Origin of the sequence: Saccharopolyspora galaxeae, assembly GCF_016526145.1 — a bacterium.
Taxonomy (GTDB): domain Bacteria; phylum Actinomycetota; class Actinomycetes; order Mycobacteriales; family Pseudonocardiaceae; genus Saccharopolyspora_C; species Saccharopolyspora_C galaxeae.
Genome location: NZ_JADDUE010000001.1, coordinates 894,071 through 915,295, shown reverse-complemented (window position 1 = coordinate 915,295; position 21,225 = coordinate 894,071). Strand labels below are relative to the sequence as shown.

Annotated in this window: 1 protein-coding gene (running past one end of the window); it reads right to left on the bottom strand. The window is 71.4% G+C overall.

The window, feature by feature from the left end; translation table 11 throughout:
• Positions 1-186: 186 nt before the first annotated feature.
• Positions 187-21,225: the 3' portion of a WXG100-like domain-containing protein gene (locus tag INP57_RS03865; protein WP_200068565.1), read on the bottom strand. It continues 26,898 nt past the right edge of the window; 21,039 of the gene's 47,937 nt are visible here — the last part of the coding sequence; its start codon lies off the right edge, out of view — the gene reads right to left on this strand; its stop codon occupies positions 187-189.

Genomic DNA, 21,225 nt, shown 5'->3' with positions numbered 1-21,225 from the left:
CGCTGGTGGTTCCATTATTGCGCGTACTCGTGGCTTCGGATCCGGTGCGGACCGGGTCGCCCGAGGTCGTGGACACCGGCGGCGACGCGGGCTCCGCGGCAGGTGCCGACCCGGCGGGGACCGGCGCGGCAGGACATCTGGTGGAATTCGGGCACTCGCGGCGCGGCCGGAAGGCGAGGTGCGGCCTCACGACCGGCGCGCCGTCCCGAACTCCGCAGCCAACTCCCGCGCAAGACCCGCAGCCGCTCCCGGACCACGCGCGTGCAACTCCCGCGCCACAACACGGGCCACATCCTCGAAAAACTCCCGCTCCGCCCGCTGCTGCGGCGTCGCCTCCCGCACATCGGCCAACCCCGGAACCTCGTGCACCTGCGCCACGAGTTGCCCCGCATCGCGCAACAACGCGTCGAACTCCTCCGGACGCCGCTTGCCCAACACATCCACAGCCGCAGCCGCAGCCGCCCGCAACCGAACCCGATCACCCGGCGACGACTCACCCGGAACGGCATCGCCGTCATAGTCGACGAACTCGTCCAACGGCCTGCCATCGGAGAACAACGAATCCGCGCCATCCGAATCCAGCTCCATCCGATCGGCCTCCGGCACGTCGACCGACTGCGGCCGCTCGGCAACACCCGCAGCACCGGACTCGTCCCTGCGGAGATCAGCGGGCTGCTCGTCAACCGCACTCGGCAGCTCGGTGCCGAGACCACCGGAAGGGGCCTGCGGCCACGCCAACTCGGCAGGCAGCTCCGGCAATTCCAGGTCCGCTGCCGACTGCTCCAGCAAAGCCGGATCGATCAGCGACTCCGGCAACGCACCCGACGGGTCCGCGGCCGTCAGCGTCCCCATCCAATCGGCCGAGGCGAGAACCGACTGCAGATCGTCCAACACCTCCGGCGGCAGCTCCGGAATCTCATCCGGAATCGCAGGCACGTCAAAACCGTCCTGCAACGCCCATGGATCAGCCTGCGGCCACGCACCACCCGCGTCCGGCGAATCCGCCGCCTCAGCAGGCACCGGCTCGGCACCGAGGCCGGACACCTCAACCCGCACCAGATTCGGGTACGTGCTTTCCCGAACCAGGCTGATCACGCCGAGCGCTCCTGACGGAGCCGTCAGCGAGATCCGCGACTCGCGGTTCCCGTCCAGCTCTTCCACATCGCTGCGCTGCCACAACGAATCAGCCACCCGGTGCCGCAACACCTCCTCCAACATCTCCCACACGTAATACCAACGATCGCCAGACGAAACCCGGGCCACGATCCGCATCGTCGGCACCGGCCCGGGCTCGTCCGCATCCCGCCGCGCCAGCTGATCCAAGAAGCCATGCGCACGCCACGCGAACCGCTGCAACATCGCCATCGACATCGTCGGCGTCCGGCGGATGAACGACAGATCCAGCGCCGCAGCCGTGCGGTACTGCTCCGCGGACCACCCCGGCCCCGGATGCACCTCGATCCGATCAACACCGCCGTGCATGTAGAGCCGGGTGTACGGCACGTGCGAGGCCGGTTCCTCCCCGGCGGCACGCTCGACCGCGTCACGCAGCTTCTCCGCTAGCGAGTCCCACACCTGCCCGAGGTTTCGCCCGCCGTTGCGGTCGGCGATCACGCGCACATCCGGCCACTCCCGGCCCGCCGACTCCGCTTCCCGGACCATCGCCAGCAGCGTATGCGCGAAATCCGCACTCGGATCCCCTGCGGAGAACAGCCAGCTGAGCACCGGCGATGCCTCGGGCTCCCGTCCCGGAACGGTGAACCGCCCCGCAGGCAGCGCCTCCGCAGGCGCGGACCCCACCAGGGGCACCTCGTACACCGGCGCAACCCGCATCCCACCGACGGGCACGCCGGTGCCGCGCCGATCGATCTGCTCGATCGAGACACGCCCGGACCACCTCTCGACAGCCCTGTCCAGGCTCAGGATCTCCTTGCTGCGCATCCAGGACCTACCGTCCGGCGAGTGCAACCACTGCTTGAACGTCTCCCGCACTTCCTGCCGCACCGCGTCGGTCCGAGCCCGGCCCTGCCTCGCCGTAGCGGCGATCTCGATCGGCAACCGCATCCGGGGCGCATCCGCGGCGGCATCCACGAACCCGGCCAGCCGCCAGCGCAACCGCCGCCGCGCAGCCTCCGGAAGCCGCGCCCGAGCAGGCAGGAATTTCAGGTCCAGCCGCCGCTCGACATTCCGATAATCCCGCTCGGCCAGCCCCGGCGTCTCGACCAGTTCGACCAGCACGGTGTCCCGGTCGGCAACGCCCAACGGCCTCCGGAGGTCGTGGACCGCGGTCGTGATCTCGGTGAACAGCGGTTCCGGAAGAACCGCGCCCGCAGGCAACGACGCGGCGATCGCCTCCCGCACATGATGCGCAAGCACCCGACCACCGCCGGCGCTCACCGCTGACCTGCTCAAGTGCACCCGCAGGTCGATCGGCTCGGTGCCATCCCGGTGCGCCTCGGCCTGCTTGTCCGCCGCCGCCCGCAACCACGCCGACAACGGGCCGCCATGCTGCGAGATGAGTCCGACCGAGCCCGGATCGTTCCGCGCAACAGCGCGCCGCACCGTATCCAGGAATTCCGAGAACTCGCCCACCCACGACTCCGGTGCCGCCGCCGTGTCCGCAGGCAACGGGGCACCGGTGCGCCGCGCGCCAGGACCGGCCGCGGCTGCCTGCACCGTCGGACCCCCCGAGTACGACCCGCCACCGATCGAGGGACCGATCACCATCGCCGATTGGTGCCTGCGCCGCCGCGGCGCCCCGTCCGGCTCAGCAGCAGTGACTTCGAGCCCCGCGTGCTCGGTGACATCGACGCGGTTCAGCAGCGCCCCCACCCGGTCATCCGCCGGATCCAGCCCCAGCGCCAACGCGATCCCGGCACGCGCCTGCTCCCGAGCAGCAGCAGCACGTTTCGCCCTCAATTCGAGGTTGGTCGACACCACCCCGACCGGCAGACGCAACTCCGGATCACCTTGCGCCTCCCGCACGAACGCGGCCAACCGCCGATACAGCCGACGCCGGAACACCGACTCCAACTCCGCCCGGTTGTTGCCCACATAGCCGAGCACCAGGCCCTTGTCGATCTGTTCGACCGCACGCAGATACCGCTCGGCCGCAGCATTCTCCACCGCAACCGCAAAACGTCTGCGCACGAGCGAACCCGAAACGACGCTGAACGCGCTCTCGCGGCGCTGCTGGCGGAGCAACTCGACGGCCTCTTCCGGCAACCGGCCACCGATGGCCTCCTCCAGCGCCGTCCGAAGCTGCCCCGTCAACCGCGCGAAATCCAGTCCGCGCGGATCGACCAGCTCCAGCCGCAGCTGCGGCCACTCGTACGCCGCCGCAGAAACCCCCCGAGCACGCTGCTCCGCAACCGCCGACCGGAACCGCGCCACCAGCGACTCCGATCCCCCGGAACGCACCCACTCCCGCAACGACTCCGCGTCGAACTCCAGCGCGTCCGCCGAACGAACGAAAGCGCCATGAACACGGTGCGATCCATCGTCGGCGTCCACGACCCGCGCCCACTCCCCGGCACCAGCGTTGCCCCGTTCGGCAGCACCGATCGCGGCACCGATCAACATCGCCGAGCCGTGCCCGCGCCGCCGCGGCGCTCCGTCCAAGTCCGCAACAGTGACGTCGACCTTGGCTCGACCGGCGACATCGACGCGGTTCAGCAGCGCTTCCACCCGGTCGTCAGCCGGATCCAGCCGCAGCGCCAACGCGATCCCGGCACGCACCTGCTCCTGAGCAGCGGCGACACGTTTCGCCCTGGTCCCGGGGTAGGCCGCTGCCACCCGGATCGGAAGGCGCAATTCCGGATCGCGTTGCGCCTCCCGCACGAACGCGGCCAACCGCCGATACAGCCGACGCCGGAACACCGACTCCAACTCCGTCCGGCCGTTGCCCACGTAGTCGAGCGACAGGTTCGCACCGAGGTCCTCGACCGCACGCACGAACCGCTCCGCCGGAGCGTTGTCCGCCGCGAGCGCAAAACGCCGCTCCGCGGGCGCTGCCACAGCGGCGCCCGGCCCGCTGAGCTCGCGCGAACGCCGCAGCACCCGAGTGAGCTCGACAGCCTCCTCCGGCAAGGCGACACCGGCGGCCTCCTCCAGCGCCGTGCGAAGCTGCCCCGTCAACCGCGCGGAATCCAGCCCGCGAGACTCGATCGACTCCAGCCACAACTGCGGCCACTCGAACGCCGCCGCAGGAACCTCCCGAGCGCGCTGCTCGGCAACCGCCGACCGGAACCGCGCCGCCAACGACTCCGATCCCCCGGAACGCACCCACTCCCGCAACAGTCCCAGATCGAATTCCAAAGCCTCCGCGGAACCGACGAACGCACCATGAACACGCGGCGCCCCCTGCCCCGCGTCCCGCACGGAGTCCGCGGGCACACCGGAGTCCTGTGCGTCGGCGACCGCACCCTCGGGCGCCGCCTGCGTGCTCGACGACGGCTCCGCATCCGCCTCGACGGCCTGGCGGACCGACTCGGGTACGCCGGATTCCACCGCACGCGGCTCGCCCTGCACCTCGACAGCCTCGGCCGCACCGAACCACGACGGGGCCGCACCGAACCACGACGGCTCCCATGCATCCGACGCCGCGGGCACACCTGCGGATTCCCGCTGCGGCAACAGCGGAGGCGGGAGCACCGCTGCAGGATCGAAATCGCCGGCATCGAACAACTCGGGCGGAGCCGCATCACTCCACGACCAACCCCGGTCGGCTCCCTCCGGCACCCAATCCATCGCATCGGGCCCGGCCTCCCCGACCGGCTCCGCAATGCCGGTAGCCGCTGCGGGGTCGGCGGCCGCAGCGCCTCCGTCAACGGGAACGTCCGGCGCCGCCCCGGCCGACACCCGCACCCGAATAGCGACCGGGATCTTGTTGATGATCACTCGTGGCTGCTGGGAGAACTCGACGACTCCCCGCGCACCCGACGGGGCGGTCAACACGATCCTCGACACCGCCCCGCGGCTGTCCAGCGAGGATTCCGCCGACCAGCCGGGAACGGCGCCGGTCACCGACTCGATCAACTCCTGCGCGGCGGCACGCCGCCGCCCCAGCGAAGCATCGCTGACGTTGTGGGCGGCGAGCACGACCGCCATCGCAGGTTCCTGTTCCGGCGGCTGCTGCTCGACCTGCTCCAGGAACCCGCCCACGCGATCCCGAAGCCGCTGCTCATCGTCGGCCGAGAACGGAAAGCGCCCGGACGACTTGTTGCCGACCGCGAGCCGCACGCCGAGATCTTCTGCGTAGCGGGTCCCACCACCCGCAGCCCCGGGTCGCGCCGCGCTGCCCGCAACGGAATCGCCTGCTGCGGGAGCAGCGCGCGCCTGCTCGACGCCGGAGACCCGCACCCGCATACCGACCGATGTGGTGCCGACCCGCGGGTTCTTCTGGTGGGACAGCTCGACGACTCCGCCCGCACCCGCCGGGCCGGTCAACACGATCTTGGTCACCCCGCGGCGGCCGTCGAACGAACTCTCGCGCGACCAAGCAGGGTCGGCATCGACCACCGACTCGAACAACTCCTGCACCACACTGTGCCGCCGCGCGAGCAGAGCCTCGCCGACGCTGACGCTGGAGAGCACGGCCTGCATCGCAAGCTGCCGCCCGGGCGGCTGTTGCCCGGCCTGCTCCAGGAACCCGGCCATCCGGTGCCTGAGCCGCCGCTCCTCCTCGACCGGCAACAGGTTTTGGCCCGAGGAAGACCTGCCGGGTGTGAACCGGACGCCCAGCTGCTCTGCGTACCGGTCCTCGCCGTCGGTAGCCGCGGACTGCACCGAGTGCCCCGCGCCGCCTTCGCCGGGAACATCCGGCTTGGCGACGCCCGAGACCCGCACCCGGGCACCGACCAAGGTGTCGCCGAGCTTCACCCTCGCCTGGCTGGACAGCTCGACGACTCCGTGCGCGCCCGCGGGGCCGGTCAACACGATCCTCGACACCGCCCCGTGGCTCTCCGGTTGCGCCGACCAGCCGGGAACGGCGCCGATCACGGACTCGATCAACTCCTGCACGGTGCTGCGCCGCTGCGCAAGAAGGGCCTCGCTGACGCGGCGTCCGTTGACCACGATCTCCATCGCGGGCTGTTGCGCGAGGGCCTCCGCCGGACGTTGTGCGATCTGCTCCAGGAATGCCGCCGTCCGGCCCCGAAGCCGCATCTCACTGTCCGGCGACAGCGCGCCACGTTCGAACCGCAGGGCCAGGTTCTCGGGGTACCGATCGTCCGCGCCCGCCGAACGGGACGGGCCGGGCTGCGGATCGAAATCGGGGTCGGGCCGCGAAGCAGCCGCCCGGGTACTTCTGCGTGCCCCACCGGACCCGGCAGGGGGCGCCCCCTGCGCGCTCGACGACTCCGCACCAGCGGGCACGCGCCCTGCGCCTGCGGGACGACCGAACCGGCGACCGGCGCCGCGGAGTCCGCTCGTCCCACCCGTCTGCATCCACTGCGCCATCTCGGACGCCAACCGCAGCAGGTTCTCCGGCACCGCATGACGATGCCGATTCCGGGTCAACCAAGCCGCATAACCCTCGAGCGCCGCGGACATCTCAGCCGCCGAAACCGCCCGCCCCAACGCTGCCGACAACGACGACCGCACGAACTCCGAAGTGTGCTGATCGAACGAACCCAGCCACGCCCGCAGATCCGCGTCGACAGCCGGGGCAACCGGCTCGGCTACCGCTGCACCGCCGTCCGGATTCCCCGGCTCCTGCCCGGTGTACCGGGTGCTCTCGTGGACTTCGATGAACTGCCGGCCGTCCTTGACGTAGCTGCTGGCCCATCCCGCGTTGTCCTCGGCGTAGAGACGGGGAATCCACAGCATGTCGCGCGGGGCGTAAGCCGTGTTCGTGAAGGTGAAATCGTGGAACTCCCGGACCGACGACCGGAAGAAGACTCCCCCAGGCTGTTCGTCCGCGAAGCCGGTACTGGTGTTCTTCGCAACGCTGCACATGGAGTACAGGAGTTTTCCGGCCGGGTTGGCCGCGACCATCCGGTGGAAATTCCGGCGCTGCAACGACAGCCGGGTGAAGGTCCGCCCGTCGACCGACAACTTGTAGCGCTGACCACCCCGCTCGACGTGGATGGTGGCGGTTTCCTCGGTTCCGTGCGCGCTGAGGATGTTCGGCCCGGCGGTGACCTGTTGCGGTGCACCGGTGCGCGGGTTCGACAGGGTGACCGTGGTCGGCGCGAACGGAGCAGGAACCAGGCGGTGGTACGGGTCGTGCCGATCGAGATCGGCGACCTCATCGTCGAGGTTGGACCGCTCGCCCTTCCGCGTCCGCACAACATGGTGCAGCTCATCGGCAAGACCGCCCCGATAGCGCTCTGCCGACGATTCCTCGGAACTCTTGTAGGAATTTCCGACGGTTCGGGTCCAACCCGTGCCTTCGCTCTTGAGTTCGTTGTCCAGTAGTTCGTGCGGATAGAACTCGAACGGGGTGCCGTCGTCGAGATGCCCGGTCAACGGCCGGTTCGCGTCCAAGATCTCAGGCGCACCGGGCAGGAACCTCTCGAAAAATCTGATGTTGTCGACGTTGCCGTCCGAGTAGACGCTGTGCGTGTGGACCTGCCCGTGCGGGGTGTGTTCTTGCCATCCCAGGTTGCCGGGAGTGCTGAAGGGTCCGTCCGCGAGCTGGGTGGCCGAACCACCCACCGGCGCCTCGACCACCAACGGCACCCCGCTGCGGTGCAGGGCCCTGGCAGTGGAGCGCACATCAGGCGTCGCCGACAGCAGTTTGACGCCCGGACTGTCGAACATCGCTTGCGACAGTGTCCGCATCGGCCGGAAGTTGGCGAGGATCTCGCCGTACCCGGCGGCGTCGACGCGCACGGAAGAACCGTCGCGCCGGAAGATCTCGTACCGCCCGCGGTCGGTCGCGGCGTAGGAGAACACCCGCACATCGGACTGCGTGCGCTGCGCGGACGGCCGCGTCCGGTGGACGGCCGCTTCGTGCGGCGACTCGCCGGGCAAGGTGTTGAGCGTGTCGTAGTACCGGCCGGTGAGGTAATACGGATCGTCCTGGGCGAACGACACGCCGTATCCGCTCCCGTCGCCGGGCATGACGTGGTAGGCGATGTCGCCCAGGCGCAGGTTGGTCCACCTGAACCGGCCGACCTTCGCGCGAATCGTGATCTCGGGGTCCACGAAATCGCTCACCGCGACGGCGGCGGAGCTTGCCGGAACTTCCCGGTCCCCGCGCTGCATCGGGACGAAGCGTTTCCAGCCGCGGAACCGGGAAGGCCCGGCACCCGAACCACCGGCCGCCGGTCCACCGGAATCCCGCGCACCACCGCGCAGCTGCGGCCGCGGATCCCCGGTCACCGCCAGCTGGGCGACCTCGGAACCCAACCGCGCCGAATTCTCCGGGAAGCGGCGCTCCTTCCCGTGCTCATCCATCCACCGCAGGTATTCCCGGAAGGCCGCGCGCGCCTCATCCGGCGACACCGAACGACCGAACCCGTTCCGGAAGGCCGATCGCACCGCCTGCACCTCGAGCGCGTCCAACTCGCCCCGGTCCGCGAGTCCCCGCTCCCGGGCGCGCTCACCGTCGCCTCGGGTGTTCCGATCCGCGCCGAACAGGTCCCGCGCCTGCTCGGCCACCTCGGGTGGGACGTCGTGCAGCCACTTGGAAGCCAAGTGCACTGGCGTGCCGGGTGGCACCGTCCTGTGGAACAGGTTCAGCGCGGCCGTCCACGCACCGGGACGCTGCGCTTCGGGAAGCTTGTTGATCGTGCGCGCCGCACCCGGCAAATGCAGATGACCACCACGATTCGGCATCTCCCGATGCAGCGTAACCACCGCACTGCGCACCGCATCGAGCACACCCGCACGCCCCGGATGCACCGGCGCAGGACTCTCCGACGCCTGACTCGGCTCCAGCCAGCTGTGCCCGAAATTGAGGTGGATGACCTCGTCGCTGATCCCGGGCAGTTCATCGCGCGGGTTGTTCCCGGCGATGCCGAGCGCTGCCGCGAGCTGGTTGAACATGTTCGCGGTCGGCCCGGTGCGCCGCACCGTCTCATTACGGGCGTTGTCCGTGTTCGCCGTCCGATCATCGGACAACCACATGGGCAGCCGCTGTTCCGCGTTCCATTGTTCGGCCTGTTCGAGGAATTCGATGTCCGGGCTCGATCGAGCCATCGTCTCCGCCAAATCCCTGCCGAAATTATCGTGCTGAATACGCAGATACTCCCGGGTGGCGTCGACACCGGCAGCGGAAATCAGCGCCGAATTCATCAGCCTGCCGAGCCGTTCCCGGGACGCCAGGAACCCGAACTTGTGCTGCGCGGCCTCACGCACCGCGCTGCCGAGGTCCCGGCCACGGCCGTCCGGATGGACCAGCGAGTTGTCGCCGTCGGTGTAGATGCCGCCGAACCGGTCCAGGATCTCCAACCGGCTCACGTCGCTGGCCACGGCATACGAAGCACCCGTGCCGCGCGCCCGCTCGGTGCGCACTTCGGCGTCCAGCGACATCGGGTTCTGGCGCGGGAACACCTCGTCGATGTTCACCAGCCGGACGTCGTGCTCGCGCGCCCAATCGAGCATCTGGCGGATCCGGCCGTCCCGGCCGGTCGGCGAATCCATCCCGCCGACCCGCTCGATGTCCGCGCGCGAGACGTCCGTCCACACCATGAACTTGAAGCCCCGCAGGTCCGCGTTCTTCGCCGCGCTGCCGATGTTGGCCATGAAGTCGGCGCGCGAGCCGCCGTTCGCCTGGTCCTGGTACAGCGGCCCGCCCAGCCAAATGCTGTGCACCAGGTGCGGGATGCGCCGGTGCTTGAAGCCCGGGCCGCTGCCGCGTCCGACCCGCCTGCCCTCGGTCACCGAGTCGGCGCGGGGCGACAGGTTCTCCGGTTGCAGCTCATCCCACGTCGGCCGGTCGCCACGCGCCATGTCGATCTGTTCGAAGAACGCGTCCCGCTTGTCCGCGTTCAGCTTCCGGAAGTCGTAGCCGACACCGTGCCGCATCAGGTGGTCCGGCGCGTCCGGCACGTTCCGGCGCGCGCCGAACGGGTCGAGCCCGAGATGGCGGGCGTGCGCATCCTCCGGTTGCGGGTTCAGCTCCCCGGCCAGCGCATTCTCGATGTCCGCGGAGTCGAGCACGGAGCCATCCGTTCCAGGCTCCGGACCGGCCGGTTCGTCGCCGCGCGGCGCGGAGTCGTCGCCGTCCCGGCCCGGTTCCGGCGCGGGCGAGTCGGATTCCGCTTCGCCGGAACGACCGGACGGGCCTGCCTCCGGATCGGTCTGCGGCGCGCCCCCGTCCGCACCACGAGCCCCGCCGAAACCGGCCGGCGGCACCGAACGGCGAGCCGTCCCGAATTCCCCGGCGAGTTGCCGTGCAAGAGACTCGGCCGTGCTCGGATCGCCCACGTGCAATTCCCGCGCCACGACACGCGCGACGTCCTCGAAGAACTCCCGCTCCGCCCGCTGCTGCGGCGTCGCGTCCCGGACATCGGCCATCGGCGGAACCTCGTGCACCCGGCCCACGATCCGCCCGGCATCGCGCAGCAACGCCTCGAATTCGTCGACGCGCCGCTTGCCCAACGACTCCTCAGCGGCAGCCGCCCGCGCACGCAACCGCTCCCGATCGCCCGCAAGCGCGGATGCGGACTCGTCCACGGCGGCACGACCGTCCGCGAAGTCGGAGCTCACCGCGCCGTCATCGGAGGAAGCCCGATCACCCGGCTCGACCCAGATCTCCACCCCGGTCGGCCCCTCGGAGTGCACGAAGTGCGGGGCGGCGTCGAAGCCGAGGTCGCTGCGGCCCAGCCGGTCGCCCTCCGGCCGGTTCCGCTGCGCCAGCCGCAGCGCGTGGTCGAGTTCGGGCATCAGCGCGGAGAAATCGTTCGCCGCGCGGGAGGAATCGACATCACCGCGGACCCGGTACCGCACGACCGGCTGCCTGCCGTCCGCGTGCGCGGCCAGTGCCTGCCGCGCGATCGAGTGCAGCCGGAGGCGCTCCTGCACCGGGAGCCGCTCGGCCTCGGCCGGGATCGTCACGCGCGCGGCCGGGTCCACCGCGCGCACGCCCGGGTCGTTGCGCGCGTGGTCCAGCGCCTGCTCGTAGCCGCGTTTCGCCTGCCAGTAGGCGGCTTCGGCGGCTCGTTCGGCCTCGACGTGCGGGCTCAGTTCCGGCGCGCCGGTCACCTGCGTGGCCAGGTCGTCCCGGTCGCCCGGCGCGGACGGGTCCGCGGCGCGGCGCCGGGCCCGGGCGGTCTGCCAGTCGGCGTCCCGCGCGGCGAGTTCCCTGCTCGCGGTGATCAAGGAGGCGGGCAGCACGCCCGAAACATCGCCGCGGCGGAGCACGAAGCCCTGCTCGAACTCGACGTCCACGACGGCGGGTCGCTTGCGGGTCAGCTTCGAGGTGGGCGTGGCGACGAACCGGTACCCGGCGCCGTGCGACCAGGTGCTGGTGATCCCGGACGGGTCGGCGTCGTGCGCGGGCAGCTGCCTGCCGCCGGACGAGGTGCCGCCCTGGTACGCCTGCTCACTGCGCTTCGCACCGAGCGGCTCGTTCGGGATCACCCAGTCACCGGCCTGCCCGAACAGCTCCCGGTTCGGGTAGGAAGCCGCGTCCGGGTGCTGCGGCACGCCGAACGCGGCGAACGGCAGCGCGCTCAGCGAGTTGCCCGTCGCGGTGCTGTGTTCGGTCCGGGTGCTGCTCGGGAAGGCCGATTCCCCGCCCAGCTCGATGCGGCCGCTGGCGCCGGCCAGTTCGCCGGGGCCGGTCGCCTTCGGATGCATCGTCAACTCGACGCCGAGGCTCGGCGGCAGATCCAGCGGCACCCCGTCGGAGCCGTGCGAACCCAACGTTCCGGTCGCCCGGCTCGACGTGAGGGCGGCGCGCAGCATCCTGCGCGTGTGCGCGTCCACCTCGACGCCCGCTTCCTCGAGCGTTCGCTCCGCTCCGCGGACCAGGTCGCGCACGTCGCCGCCGAAGTCGATCGCCCGCCACTTCGCCGGGTCCTCCGGGAGTCGCACGGCGTCGGCGCGCCACCGGGCCAGCGCCGCCGCATCGGCGTCGTCCGCGCTGCGGCGGTGAATCTCGCCGCTGCGCGAGCTCGCGGGGCCGGGGATCGCGTCCTCGACCGGGGTGTGCGTGGTGACGGTGCGGGTGTCCGGGGCCGCCGCGATGCGCTCGCCGTGGCGCTCGATGCGCAGGTCGAACAGCAGCTTCACGCGGTGCTCGGCCAGCGCGCCGCGCACCGTTTCGGTGTGGGTGTGCTCGATCGTGCCGTCCTGGCGCACGTTCCGGGATGCCTTGAGCCCCTCGAAGGCGTGGCCGAGCCCGAGCCCCCAGTAGTTGTACGGCGCACCGTGCTCGGCAGGCGCGGTGCTCGCGGCGGCCTTGTCGTTCTGCATCATCACCGACGGGATGGCCATGTTGAACACTTCCAGCACCGCCCGCCGGAAGCTGCGCGCCGTGCTGGTCACGAACGACGCCTTGGTGGCCCGCTGCCGCTCGCCGTGCTTGATGCCGACCGGCTCGGCCTGCCCCACCTGCTCGGCGGCCACGTGCAGCTCGTAGGTCTCGCCGCGGAGCCGGTCCTCCAACCGCAGCGGGGCGCTCGTGCCGCCGTTGGACAGATCGCGCAGCGAAGCCTGGATCCGCGACAGGTAGCGCTCGGCTTCGGCGTAGTTGTCGTGCGCAGTCCCCTGCGAGGCCGGGGAAAGCAGCTCGTCCGCCCGTTCCTGGCCGAGGCGCCGCACCAGCTGGTCGTGCAGCGGCTTGAGCTGATCGCTCAGGTCGACCGGCTCGATCACCCCGTCCGCCCAGCGCGGGGCGCCGAGGTCCTGGCCGTCCGGGATCGGGCTGAGGTCCGCGCGCTCCGGCCGCGATTCGGGCTCGGGCAGCCGCGGCGGCTCCGGCCCCTCGGCGGCGCGGTGGGCGTCCTGTTCGGCCTGCCGGATGCGGAGTTCGTGCAGCTGCTGGTCGTCGACCACCGCCCACACCGCGTTCGGCAGCTCGAAGCGCTCCGCAGCGCGACCGACCTCGCGGGAGCTGAACAGGTTCCAGCGGTCCAGCTTGCCGCGGCGGCGGGTCTCGACGGCCTGGGTGGCTTCCAGGGTGGCGCTGATGACGTGCACCCGGCGCGGTTCGGAGGACATCGCCAGCTCGTCGGTGATGGTGCTGCGGTGCCCGTCCGTGCGGCCCTTGGAGTTGTTCAGCACGTCGATCGTGCTGAACAGCATCCCGAAGCCGTAGCTGGTGGTGCCGGGGCTGTGCCCGGAGGTTTCGCTGGTCGCCATGAAGGCGGGCTCGATCGTGCTCTTCCAGCCCCAGCTGCGGCTGCGCTCGGAACCGGTGGTGCTGGTGCCGGTGCTGGACTCCGCCGGTTGCAGCCACACGGTTTCGTGCTTGTTGACGTCGCGCAGCTGGTAGGAGACCGCCGCGCTGCCTTCGGTGTTCGCCAGCCTGCGCGTCCAGCCGAGTCCGCTGATCCGCTGCAACCGGCTCAGCGCCCGCCGGTCGCGGCGCAGCGCGCTCGCGGAGACGGTCTGCTCGATCAGCCGGGAGTTGGCGCCTGCCGGGAAGCTCATCGCCGGATCACCGGAAGACCGGTGCAGCAGCGACCGCAGCGATCCGCGCACGTGCTCCAGCCCGCGCACCGACAGCAGGTGCACGCCGTCCAGCTTCGAGGTCCGGCCGTGGCGCAGCAGGTCGCTGTGGTTGATCGAGACGTCCGGCAGCTCGGTACGGTTGACCGGCTCGACGTCGGGCAGCGGCTGCCGTGCGGGCTGCGGGTGGGCGGAGTCGGGGCTGTCCGCGGTCTCGTCCGCGGCACGCGGTGGGTCCGCTGCGTTCGGGTCCGCCTGCTGGAGACCGAGTTCCCCGGTCTGCGGATCGCGCAGCACCGCCCCGGCCTCCGGCCCCAGCACCACGTCGACGGCGACGACGCCCGGCCTGCGGCCGTCCGCGGCGGCCGTCGGATCCGCGATGGGCAGCTGGTGCCACTCCGGGGCGTGCTTGCCGGGGCTGCCGATGGTCAGGTGCCGGACCATGTCGTTCGTCCGGGACCAGTAGCGGCCGGAAACCTCGAGCTCGACCCGCGCCCGGTACCGCTGCGGCGGCTCGGCGCGCACGTTGCCGTCCGCGTCCAGCTGCCCGCCGCGGACGCCACCGCTGGAATGCCCGGCCTGCCGCCCGAGCGAGGTCGTCTCCGACCGGCCGTGCGTGACGCCGTGCGGGCTGGTCAGCATCTCCATCGCGATCAGGGCCGAGTACGCGCGGAAGACGATGCCGCCGAAGAACGACCAGCTCCGGCTGCGGGAGAACGTCCCGCCCTCGGAGTCGGAGAGCTTCTCGGTCGTCGTACCGGTCTGGTCCGCTTCGGGAGTGACCCGCGCGCCGTCGTGCAGCTTCGCGGAGATCAGCAGCTCGGCGTGGTAGTCGTGCGCCCGCCCGGGTTCCGGAACCAGCTCGAGCACCAGCGGCTGGCCGGCCAGCATGTCCCGTTCGCGGTTGAGCAGGTTCTGCGGGGAGACCAGCTGGTCGATCTGCTCGTTGCGGGTCAGCTTCCGCTGCGCACCGGCGGAGACGCCGTCCGCGAGCTCGGGGTTGTCGAAAGCGGTGGTGTACTCGCTGTCGCGCCACTTCCAGCGGTGGTGACCGGGCACTTCCGGGAGGCTGTTGCGCAGGATCTCGCTGAGCCGCTCGCTCGCCTCCTGCAGCGCGATGCCGGTCGCCGCGCCGTTGACGTGCCGCTGGGTGAGTTCCTCGGTGACCGCCGACTCGCCGATGCCCGCGGCTTCGGCCTCCGCGGTCTTCGCCCAGAACGCGGCCTGCGCAGCATCCGGGAACGAGATCGGCGGATGACCGGACCGGCGGACCTGGAACTCCACGCGACCGGTGTAGCGCGTCAGCGATCCGGTGTCGGAGTCCGTGGTTTCGCCGGTCGTCTCGCGGCTTCGCTCCTGCGTGTTGCTCCTGCCGTGCGCGGCGGAGGCGGCGGGGCCGGCGCCGAAGGTCGCCGCGCCGCTGTCCAGGCCGGGACCGCCCGCGAACGACCCGCCCACGTCGCGGCCCGCCTGCGCGGTATCGGTAGCGGTCTGCGCATCGCTGGTGGTCCTGGTGAAGTGCGCGCCATCGATGATCTGGTCGTGAGCGAGGTCGGTGAGCACGGCGCGCACCTGCACCTGGTTGGGATCGCGGCCGATCAGCCGCTTGAACCAGTTGCCGCGCGGCAGCAGGGTTTCCAGGCTCGTCCAGCCTTCGCCCCGCGCGGCCTGGGCCGGGGTGACCGTCATCGCGGGCAGGTTCTGCTTGAGCTTTTCCGGGCTGAGGAAGTCCCGCAACGCCTCGCGCCCACGTGCGGTGAGTTCGCCCAGGTGCGCGGCGACCTGCTCGTGCATGGCGGCCGGGGCGCCGTCGCGCTGCGGCAGCCACTTGCCCCGGTACCAGCCGCGCGCGGTGCCATCGATCCGGGCGTCCTCCAGCACCGAGTCCGGTAGCCGCGCCGGCATCGCGACCTCGCGCCCGGCGCCTTCCAGCCCCTCCGGCACGTTCACCTCGACCTCGATCGGGTCGGCGCCGGGGCCTTCGGGCACCCGGGTCGCGAAGACCGTTCCGGGCCGGGTGGCGTCCGCGTCCGGCCGGCTCAGCGACACCGAGGCCGGGACGCGCGCCGCGCGCATCCCCTGGTAACCGCCGAGCCGCGGGTGCTCCGGATTCGCGGGCAGCGCGACGCTGGTCCGCACGCCCAGCGCGTCGTCGCGGCCTGCCGTGCGCGAGTAGGCCACGTCCGTCGCGACGTTGGCCCCGCCGATGCCGAAGAATCCCGGAACCATCGGCAGGAAGAAGAACCACCGGGACATCGGGGCGCTGCCGACCGATCCCTTGGCGGCGGTGCTGTTCGACCAACCGGCCTCGCGCACCGGCGCGTCGCCGCTGTGCTGTTCCGGGGTGCTCGCCCGTTCCGGGTGCAGCTCGGCCGTGACGTGCACGCGCTCGCCGCCGATCTCCAAGGTCCGGCCGCTGCCGAGGAACGATTCGAACTCCTCGGCCACGATCCGCCGCACGCGGGCGGATTCCTGCTCGTCCGGCGTCCGCCCGAGCAGGTTCCACGCGGCGGCGACGACGCGGCCGGCTTCCTCGATGGGGCGGCGCTGACCGCCCGGGCCGAACCCGCGTCCTTCCCGCAGGGCGGATGGCAGCCCGCCGCCGCGGCGGGCCGGCGCCTCTGTCTCGGGCCGTTCGGCGCGGTCGTCGGGGTCCTGCCGGGCCGGGTCGTCCCGGGGTGCCCCGTCCCGGGATGCTTCGTCCCGCGAAGTCGTCCCGTCCAGCGAAGTCGTCTCGTCGCGATCGCGGTCGACCGTCCCGTCGGGGTCCGGCGAAGCCGTCCGGTCGCGGTCCCGCGACACCGTCTCTTCCTGATCCGGCGAAACCGTTTCGTCGCGGTTCGGGGAAGCCGTTGCGCCGGGGTCCGGCTGGGCCGAGTCCGCGCGATTCGGTTCCCGGGCGTCGTCCGGGGTCTCCGGAAGGGCCGGGCTCTCGGGTGCGGCCTCGATGCCGGTCGCTTGCTCCGGCGCGGACTCGTCGGCTTCGGGAGTGGTGTTGTCCGCGGACGGCGACAGGAAGTCTTCGAGCGTGGAATGCGGGGCGGGCGCCGCTGCCTCCGGCGTACTGGCCTCCGCGGCGGCGACCTCGGGCTCGGCAGTGCCGATCTCGCGGTTCTCGGTCCGGGGGCTCTCGGTCCGGGGGCTCTCGGTCCGGGCGGGCTCGGTCTGGGCGGGCTCGGTCTGGGCGGGCTCCGTTTCCGACCGCGCTTGCTCGAGCCGCGGCGCGTCCTCCGCGCCCTGCTCGGGATGTTGCTGCGCCTGCTGGTTGTCCGGGGTCGTCTCCGCCTGCCGGTCGTGTTCCGGACTCGGTTCCGGCGCGTCGTCGAGCGTGTTCGGCTGCATCCGCGGACGGCCGCCGCTCGTCGGGGTGTGCGCCGGCCCGGCGCGGAAGACCTCGCTGCTGCGCAGGTGGTGCAATGCGCGCTCGAAACCGCGGTCGTCGAGCGCGGCGTGCAGCGCCGCATCGAGCGATCGGCCGGTCTCCTGCCCGAACGCCTCCCGGACCGCGTCGACCTTGGCCCGGTCCCCGCCCAGCTCGCGCAGCGCTCCGAGCACCTCGCCCTTGCTGACGTTGTCCTTCGACAACAGGTAGCGCAGCCGCCACGCCTCGCGCGTCGGCGCAGGCACGATCGCCTCCGGGGTCAGCCCCTGGGAACGCGCGACCTCCTCGATCCGCCACAAGTGCCGGGGCAGGAACTCGTCGCCCGACAAACCGGTCCACCCCGTGCCGTCGATGTAGGAGTTCTGCATCCGGTGCGGCAGACCGGTGGTGTGGTCGTGGGCAGCAGGCCGATCCATCCGGTTGAACACCCGGCGCTCGTCGACCGGGTGGACGTTCGCATCGTTCGGCTCTGCCCTGGCCAACCCGCCCGTGAAGATCGTGGGCAAGCCCAGGTGCCTGCCGGTCTTCAACGCGATGACGCCGCCGGGGTCCTCGACGCTCCACTTGCCCGGAACGAACGCCTCCTCGCGCTGGAGGTCGACCCGGTGGTGCGCCTGCCGCGGGCTGTCGACGAACTCGAGCTTGACGAAGTACGGATTGTCCGGCTTCATCCGGCCTGGGTGGAACAAGTCCGCGACGCCGCGCGCCGCGCGGTCGCGGATGGCTTCAGCGCGCTGGGTTTCGTTCCGCAACCCCTGCTTGGCGAGCTCGGCTTCTTCCCGCAGCCGCGCCGCCTCCGCCCGCGAGTTCCGCTCCTGCTGCTCGGCCGCGAGCACCTCGTCGGGCGTCTCGACGCTGTCCTCGTCCATCAGGTCGGCGGTCAGCCGCTCGACGTCGTGCTGGTCGAGGTCGGCGATCTCCTCGGCCTCGACCGCCCGCTTCTCGGCGGCCTCGGCCTGCTTGACGTACGGCTCCAGGTACGAGGTGGTGTTCAGGTGGGTCCGCACGGTGTATTGCGGCACCAGCTGCCCCTTGTACTTGCGCCAGCCGAGCTTGAACAAGACCTTTTCGAGGTACTCGTCCGGCAGGCCCAGGTAGTGCCCGATCTCGTGGGCGAACCCGATTCCCGGGTCGTCGAAGGACCAGATGCTCTGGCTCATCCGCTCGCCCTCGACGAGAGAAATCGAGTCGTGCGCCTGCGCCGGGTCGTCGACGAACTCCAGCCGCACCTGGAACCGGTCGCGGGAGTGCGGCATCCGGTAGCCCCGGTTGTACATCGAGTTGACTGCGCTGTGCGCACGATCCTTGAGATCCGCGATGCGCTGCCGCTGCCGCTGCACCTCGGCTTCGGATGCGTCGGCCTGGCGGCTGTACCGGTCGGCGCGCGCCCGGGCACGATCGGCCTTCTTGCGCGCCTCCACGACGCCGGGATCACCCGGCGGGGCGGACAGTTCGAGCAGCCCGACCGCCGCTTCGGCGTTCTGCGCGTCGGCTTCCGACCGGTCGGCCGTCGCCCGGTCGTCCTTGGCCTTGTCCAGGTAGGACGCCAGGTGCTCGTCGGACTGCAGGTGCGCCTTGAACGTGAATTCCTGGACCCACCGGTTGCCGACCTTGATGCGCTGGAAGTCGTAGCGGACCGGTCCGGCCACGACGTCCGCCCGCTTGCGAGTGCCGGACATCTTGAGGTCGTTGTCCTCGGTCTCCACCGTGCGATCCGGCATCGGCCGCCGCGCCCGATCCAGGGCGTCCGGGTCCAGCGGTCCTTCCGGGCCGAACCACGACGCCGACTTGACCTGCGTGTGCCGCCAGGCCGGGTCTGTCGGGGGTGGTTCCACCCCGCCCGGCCAGCCGGGTTCCACCTCGGTTTGCGGAGTTTCCGGTGCAGCGCCGGTGGATTCCGCATCGGAATCAGCCGAGGCCGAGTTTTCCGAGCCCGCCTCGGAATGCGCGTTCGCCTCGGCCATCTCGGCGTCGCCGACCACCGAGGCGGTGCCGGATTCGGTCGCGACTTCGGTGGAGACCGACCCCGCATCGGAGTCGGTCATGCCGGCATCGCCGTCCGCGTCGGTCGTGTCCGCGTCGGTCGTGTCCGCGTCGGTCATCTCGTCGTCCGAGTCCGCGCGCGGCCGCCGCGGCCGGGTCGCGGGCTGCTGCGGCTCGAACGTCAGTACCTGCTCGTACGCCGCGGCTCCGGACTGGCTGCCGGAATCGGAGTGGCCGTCCATGTCGACATCGCTGTCGCTGTGCTCGCCGTCGCTGCTGGAGCTCTCGTCCCGCGGGTCCACGAGGTCCGGCTGCGCATCCGCGAACTGCTGGATCATCGGCGCGTCCGCCGCCAGCGTCCGGGCCAGATCGGCCTCACCGCGGGAGGCGGAGGTGTCCTGCTGGAACCGGACCCAGCCGCGCGGGTCCGGCTGGAACCGCAGGGTGCCGTCCGGCATCGGCACGTTCTTGCCCGCCAACAAGCGCCCGTCCGGGGTGCTGACCACGTTGGCCGCCACGTAGATCGGGGCCTTCGTGCGGAAGGTCAGCGAGTCGAGCCAGTCCGCTTCCACGTCCGCCTTGAACGGGTTCGGCGCGCCCGGATCGGCGTAACCGGCGTTGGAGTCCTCGTTGAGCAGCCCGGGGATCGCCAGCACCACGGCCTTGCCGTTGCCGACGTCGCGGTTCGTGATCACGTCCACGAGTTCGTCGCCGTCGAGCGTCTCGCCGTCCCAGCGTTCGAACATACTGGGGTCGCCGTCTTCCGGGTGCGCCACCACGACGTCGGTGTTCGGGAACCGCGGCAGTCCCGCGACGGCCCGCATGACGTCTGGCACCGGCTGCTCGAAGTACGGCAGGTACACCCCGGCCGCGCTCGGCATCGTCACGCTGTTCGCACGGCCGTAGAAGTCGTTGCCGCCGGTGTCCTCCCACGGTTCGGTCCACGCCAGCAGCCGCGCGGCCTGCCGCTGCGCCTCCGGGCTCAGCGGCAGCAGCTCCAGGAAGTTCTGCAGCTCCGGCAGTCCCGCATCGCCCATGCCGAGCAGCGCGGGATCGGTCATCAGCTCGTTCAGCCGCGAGTGGATCGACGGGTCCTGCGCCGCCGCGAGCATCGCCGCGCTGATCTCGGTGCGCACCTGCCATTCCGCCGGGTCCAGGCTGCCCGCCCAGAACCGGAACTCCACCCGGTCGGAGCCGGTGCCCTCGAGGTGCGCGAAGTTGATCGCGTCGTGCTTGCCGCGGTTGAGCATCCGCAGGTCGGAGTACGAGGTGACCTCGGCCGGGTTCATCGGCAGCGGGTTCGGCCCCACGTAATCCATGACCCGCGCGCGGCGGCCGTTCGGGTGGTTGCCCAGCCGGTAGGTCAGCGACTCGAAGCTCTTCTGCAGCTGCGCCAGCCGCACGTACTGCTGCGGCGTCAGCTGCGCGTCGAAGCTCAGGTTGATGTGCCCGCCGGTGATCGCGGCGTCGCCCGATTCGGCGCGCACCTGCGCGAGCAGGTCGGCGAAGCTCCCCCAAGTGCCCGGGTTGCGCCCGGGCCGCAGCACCGGTGTGACCAGCTCGGCGGTGTTCGGATCGGACTCCTCGCGCACCAAGGCCGATTTGCCCGCGTCGTGCGCCGCGCCGACCCGCCTGCTGCCCGCGTCCAGCAGGCCCGTCTGCTCGCCGAGGAATCCGAGGCTGCGCAGCTGCGCCACCAGCCTGCGCGCCCGCGCTTCGAACCCGCGCTCGGGCAGCTGGAACTCGACTTCGAATCCGGCCTTGAGGTCGGTCCGCGAACTCACGCCGCCGGGGATGCCGTCGCGGTGGAACACCAGCGGCGACTGGTGGCGCTGGGCGGCACGCTCGGCCGCGGTGAACTCCTGGGAAAGCGCCGCGGAGCGGAGCCCGCGCGCCTGGTCCGCAAGCGCCTCCAGCTCGCGCGACCGATCGCGCAGGTGCGCGACCGGCGCGCCGGCCAGCGAACCGAGCAGGTCCGACCACATCGCGGTGCGCTCCCGCAGCTGCGGCACCGCGTCCGGCGGCAGCGCGGCCACGTCCCTGCGCAGCTGGGCGACCTTGGCGGAGAGCCCGGCATGCATCCGGGCGCGGGCCCGGTCCTGCGGCGTCGGGTCCGGGGAGGAGTCGCCGGACCTGCCGGAATCGGTCTCGCCTTCGGCATCCAGCGAACTCCCGGCCACATCCGGGTCGGTCTCGCCCTCGGCATCCAGCGAGCTGCCGTCCGGCTCCGCGTCGTCCGGACGCGCGGATCCGCCAGGGGCCAGGAAGTCGTCGAGCGACATCGGTGCGGCGGA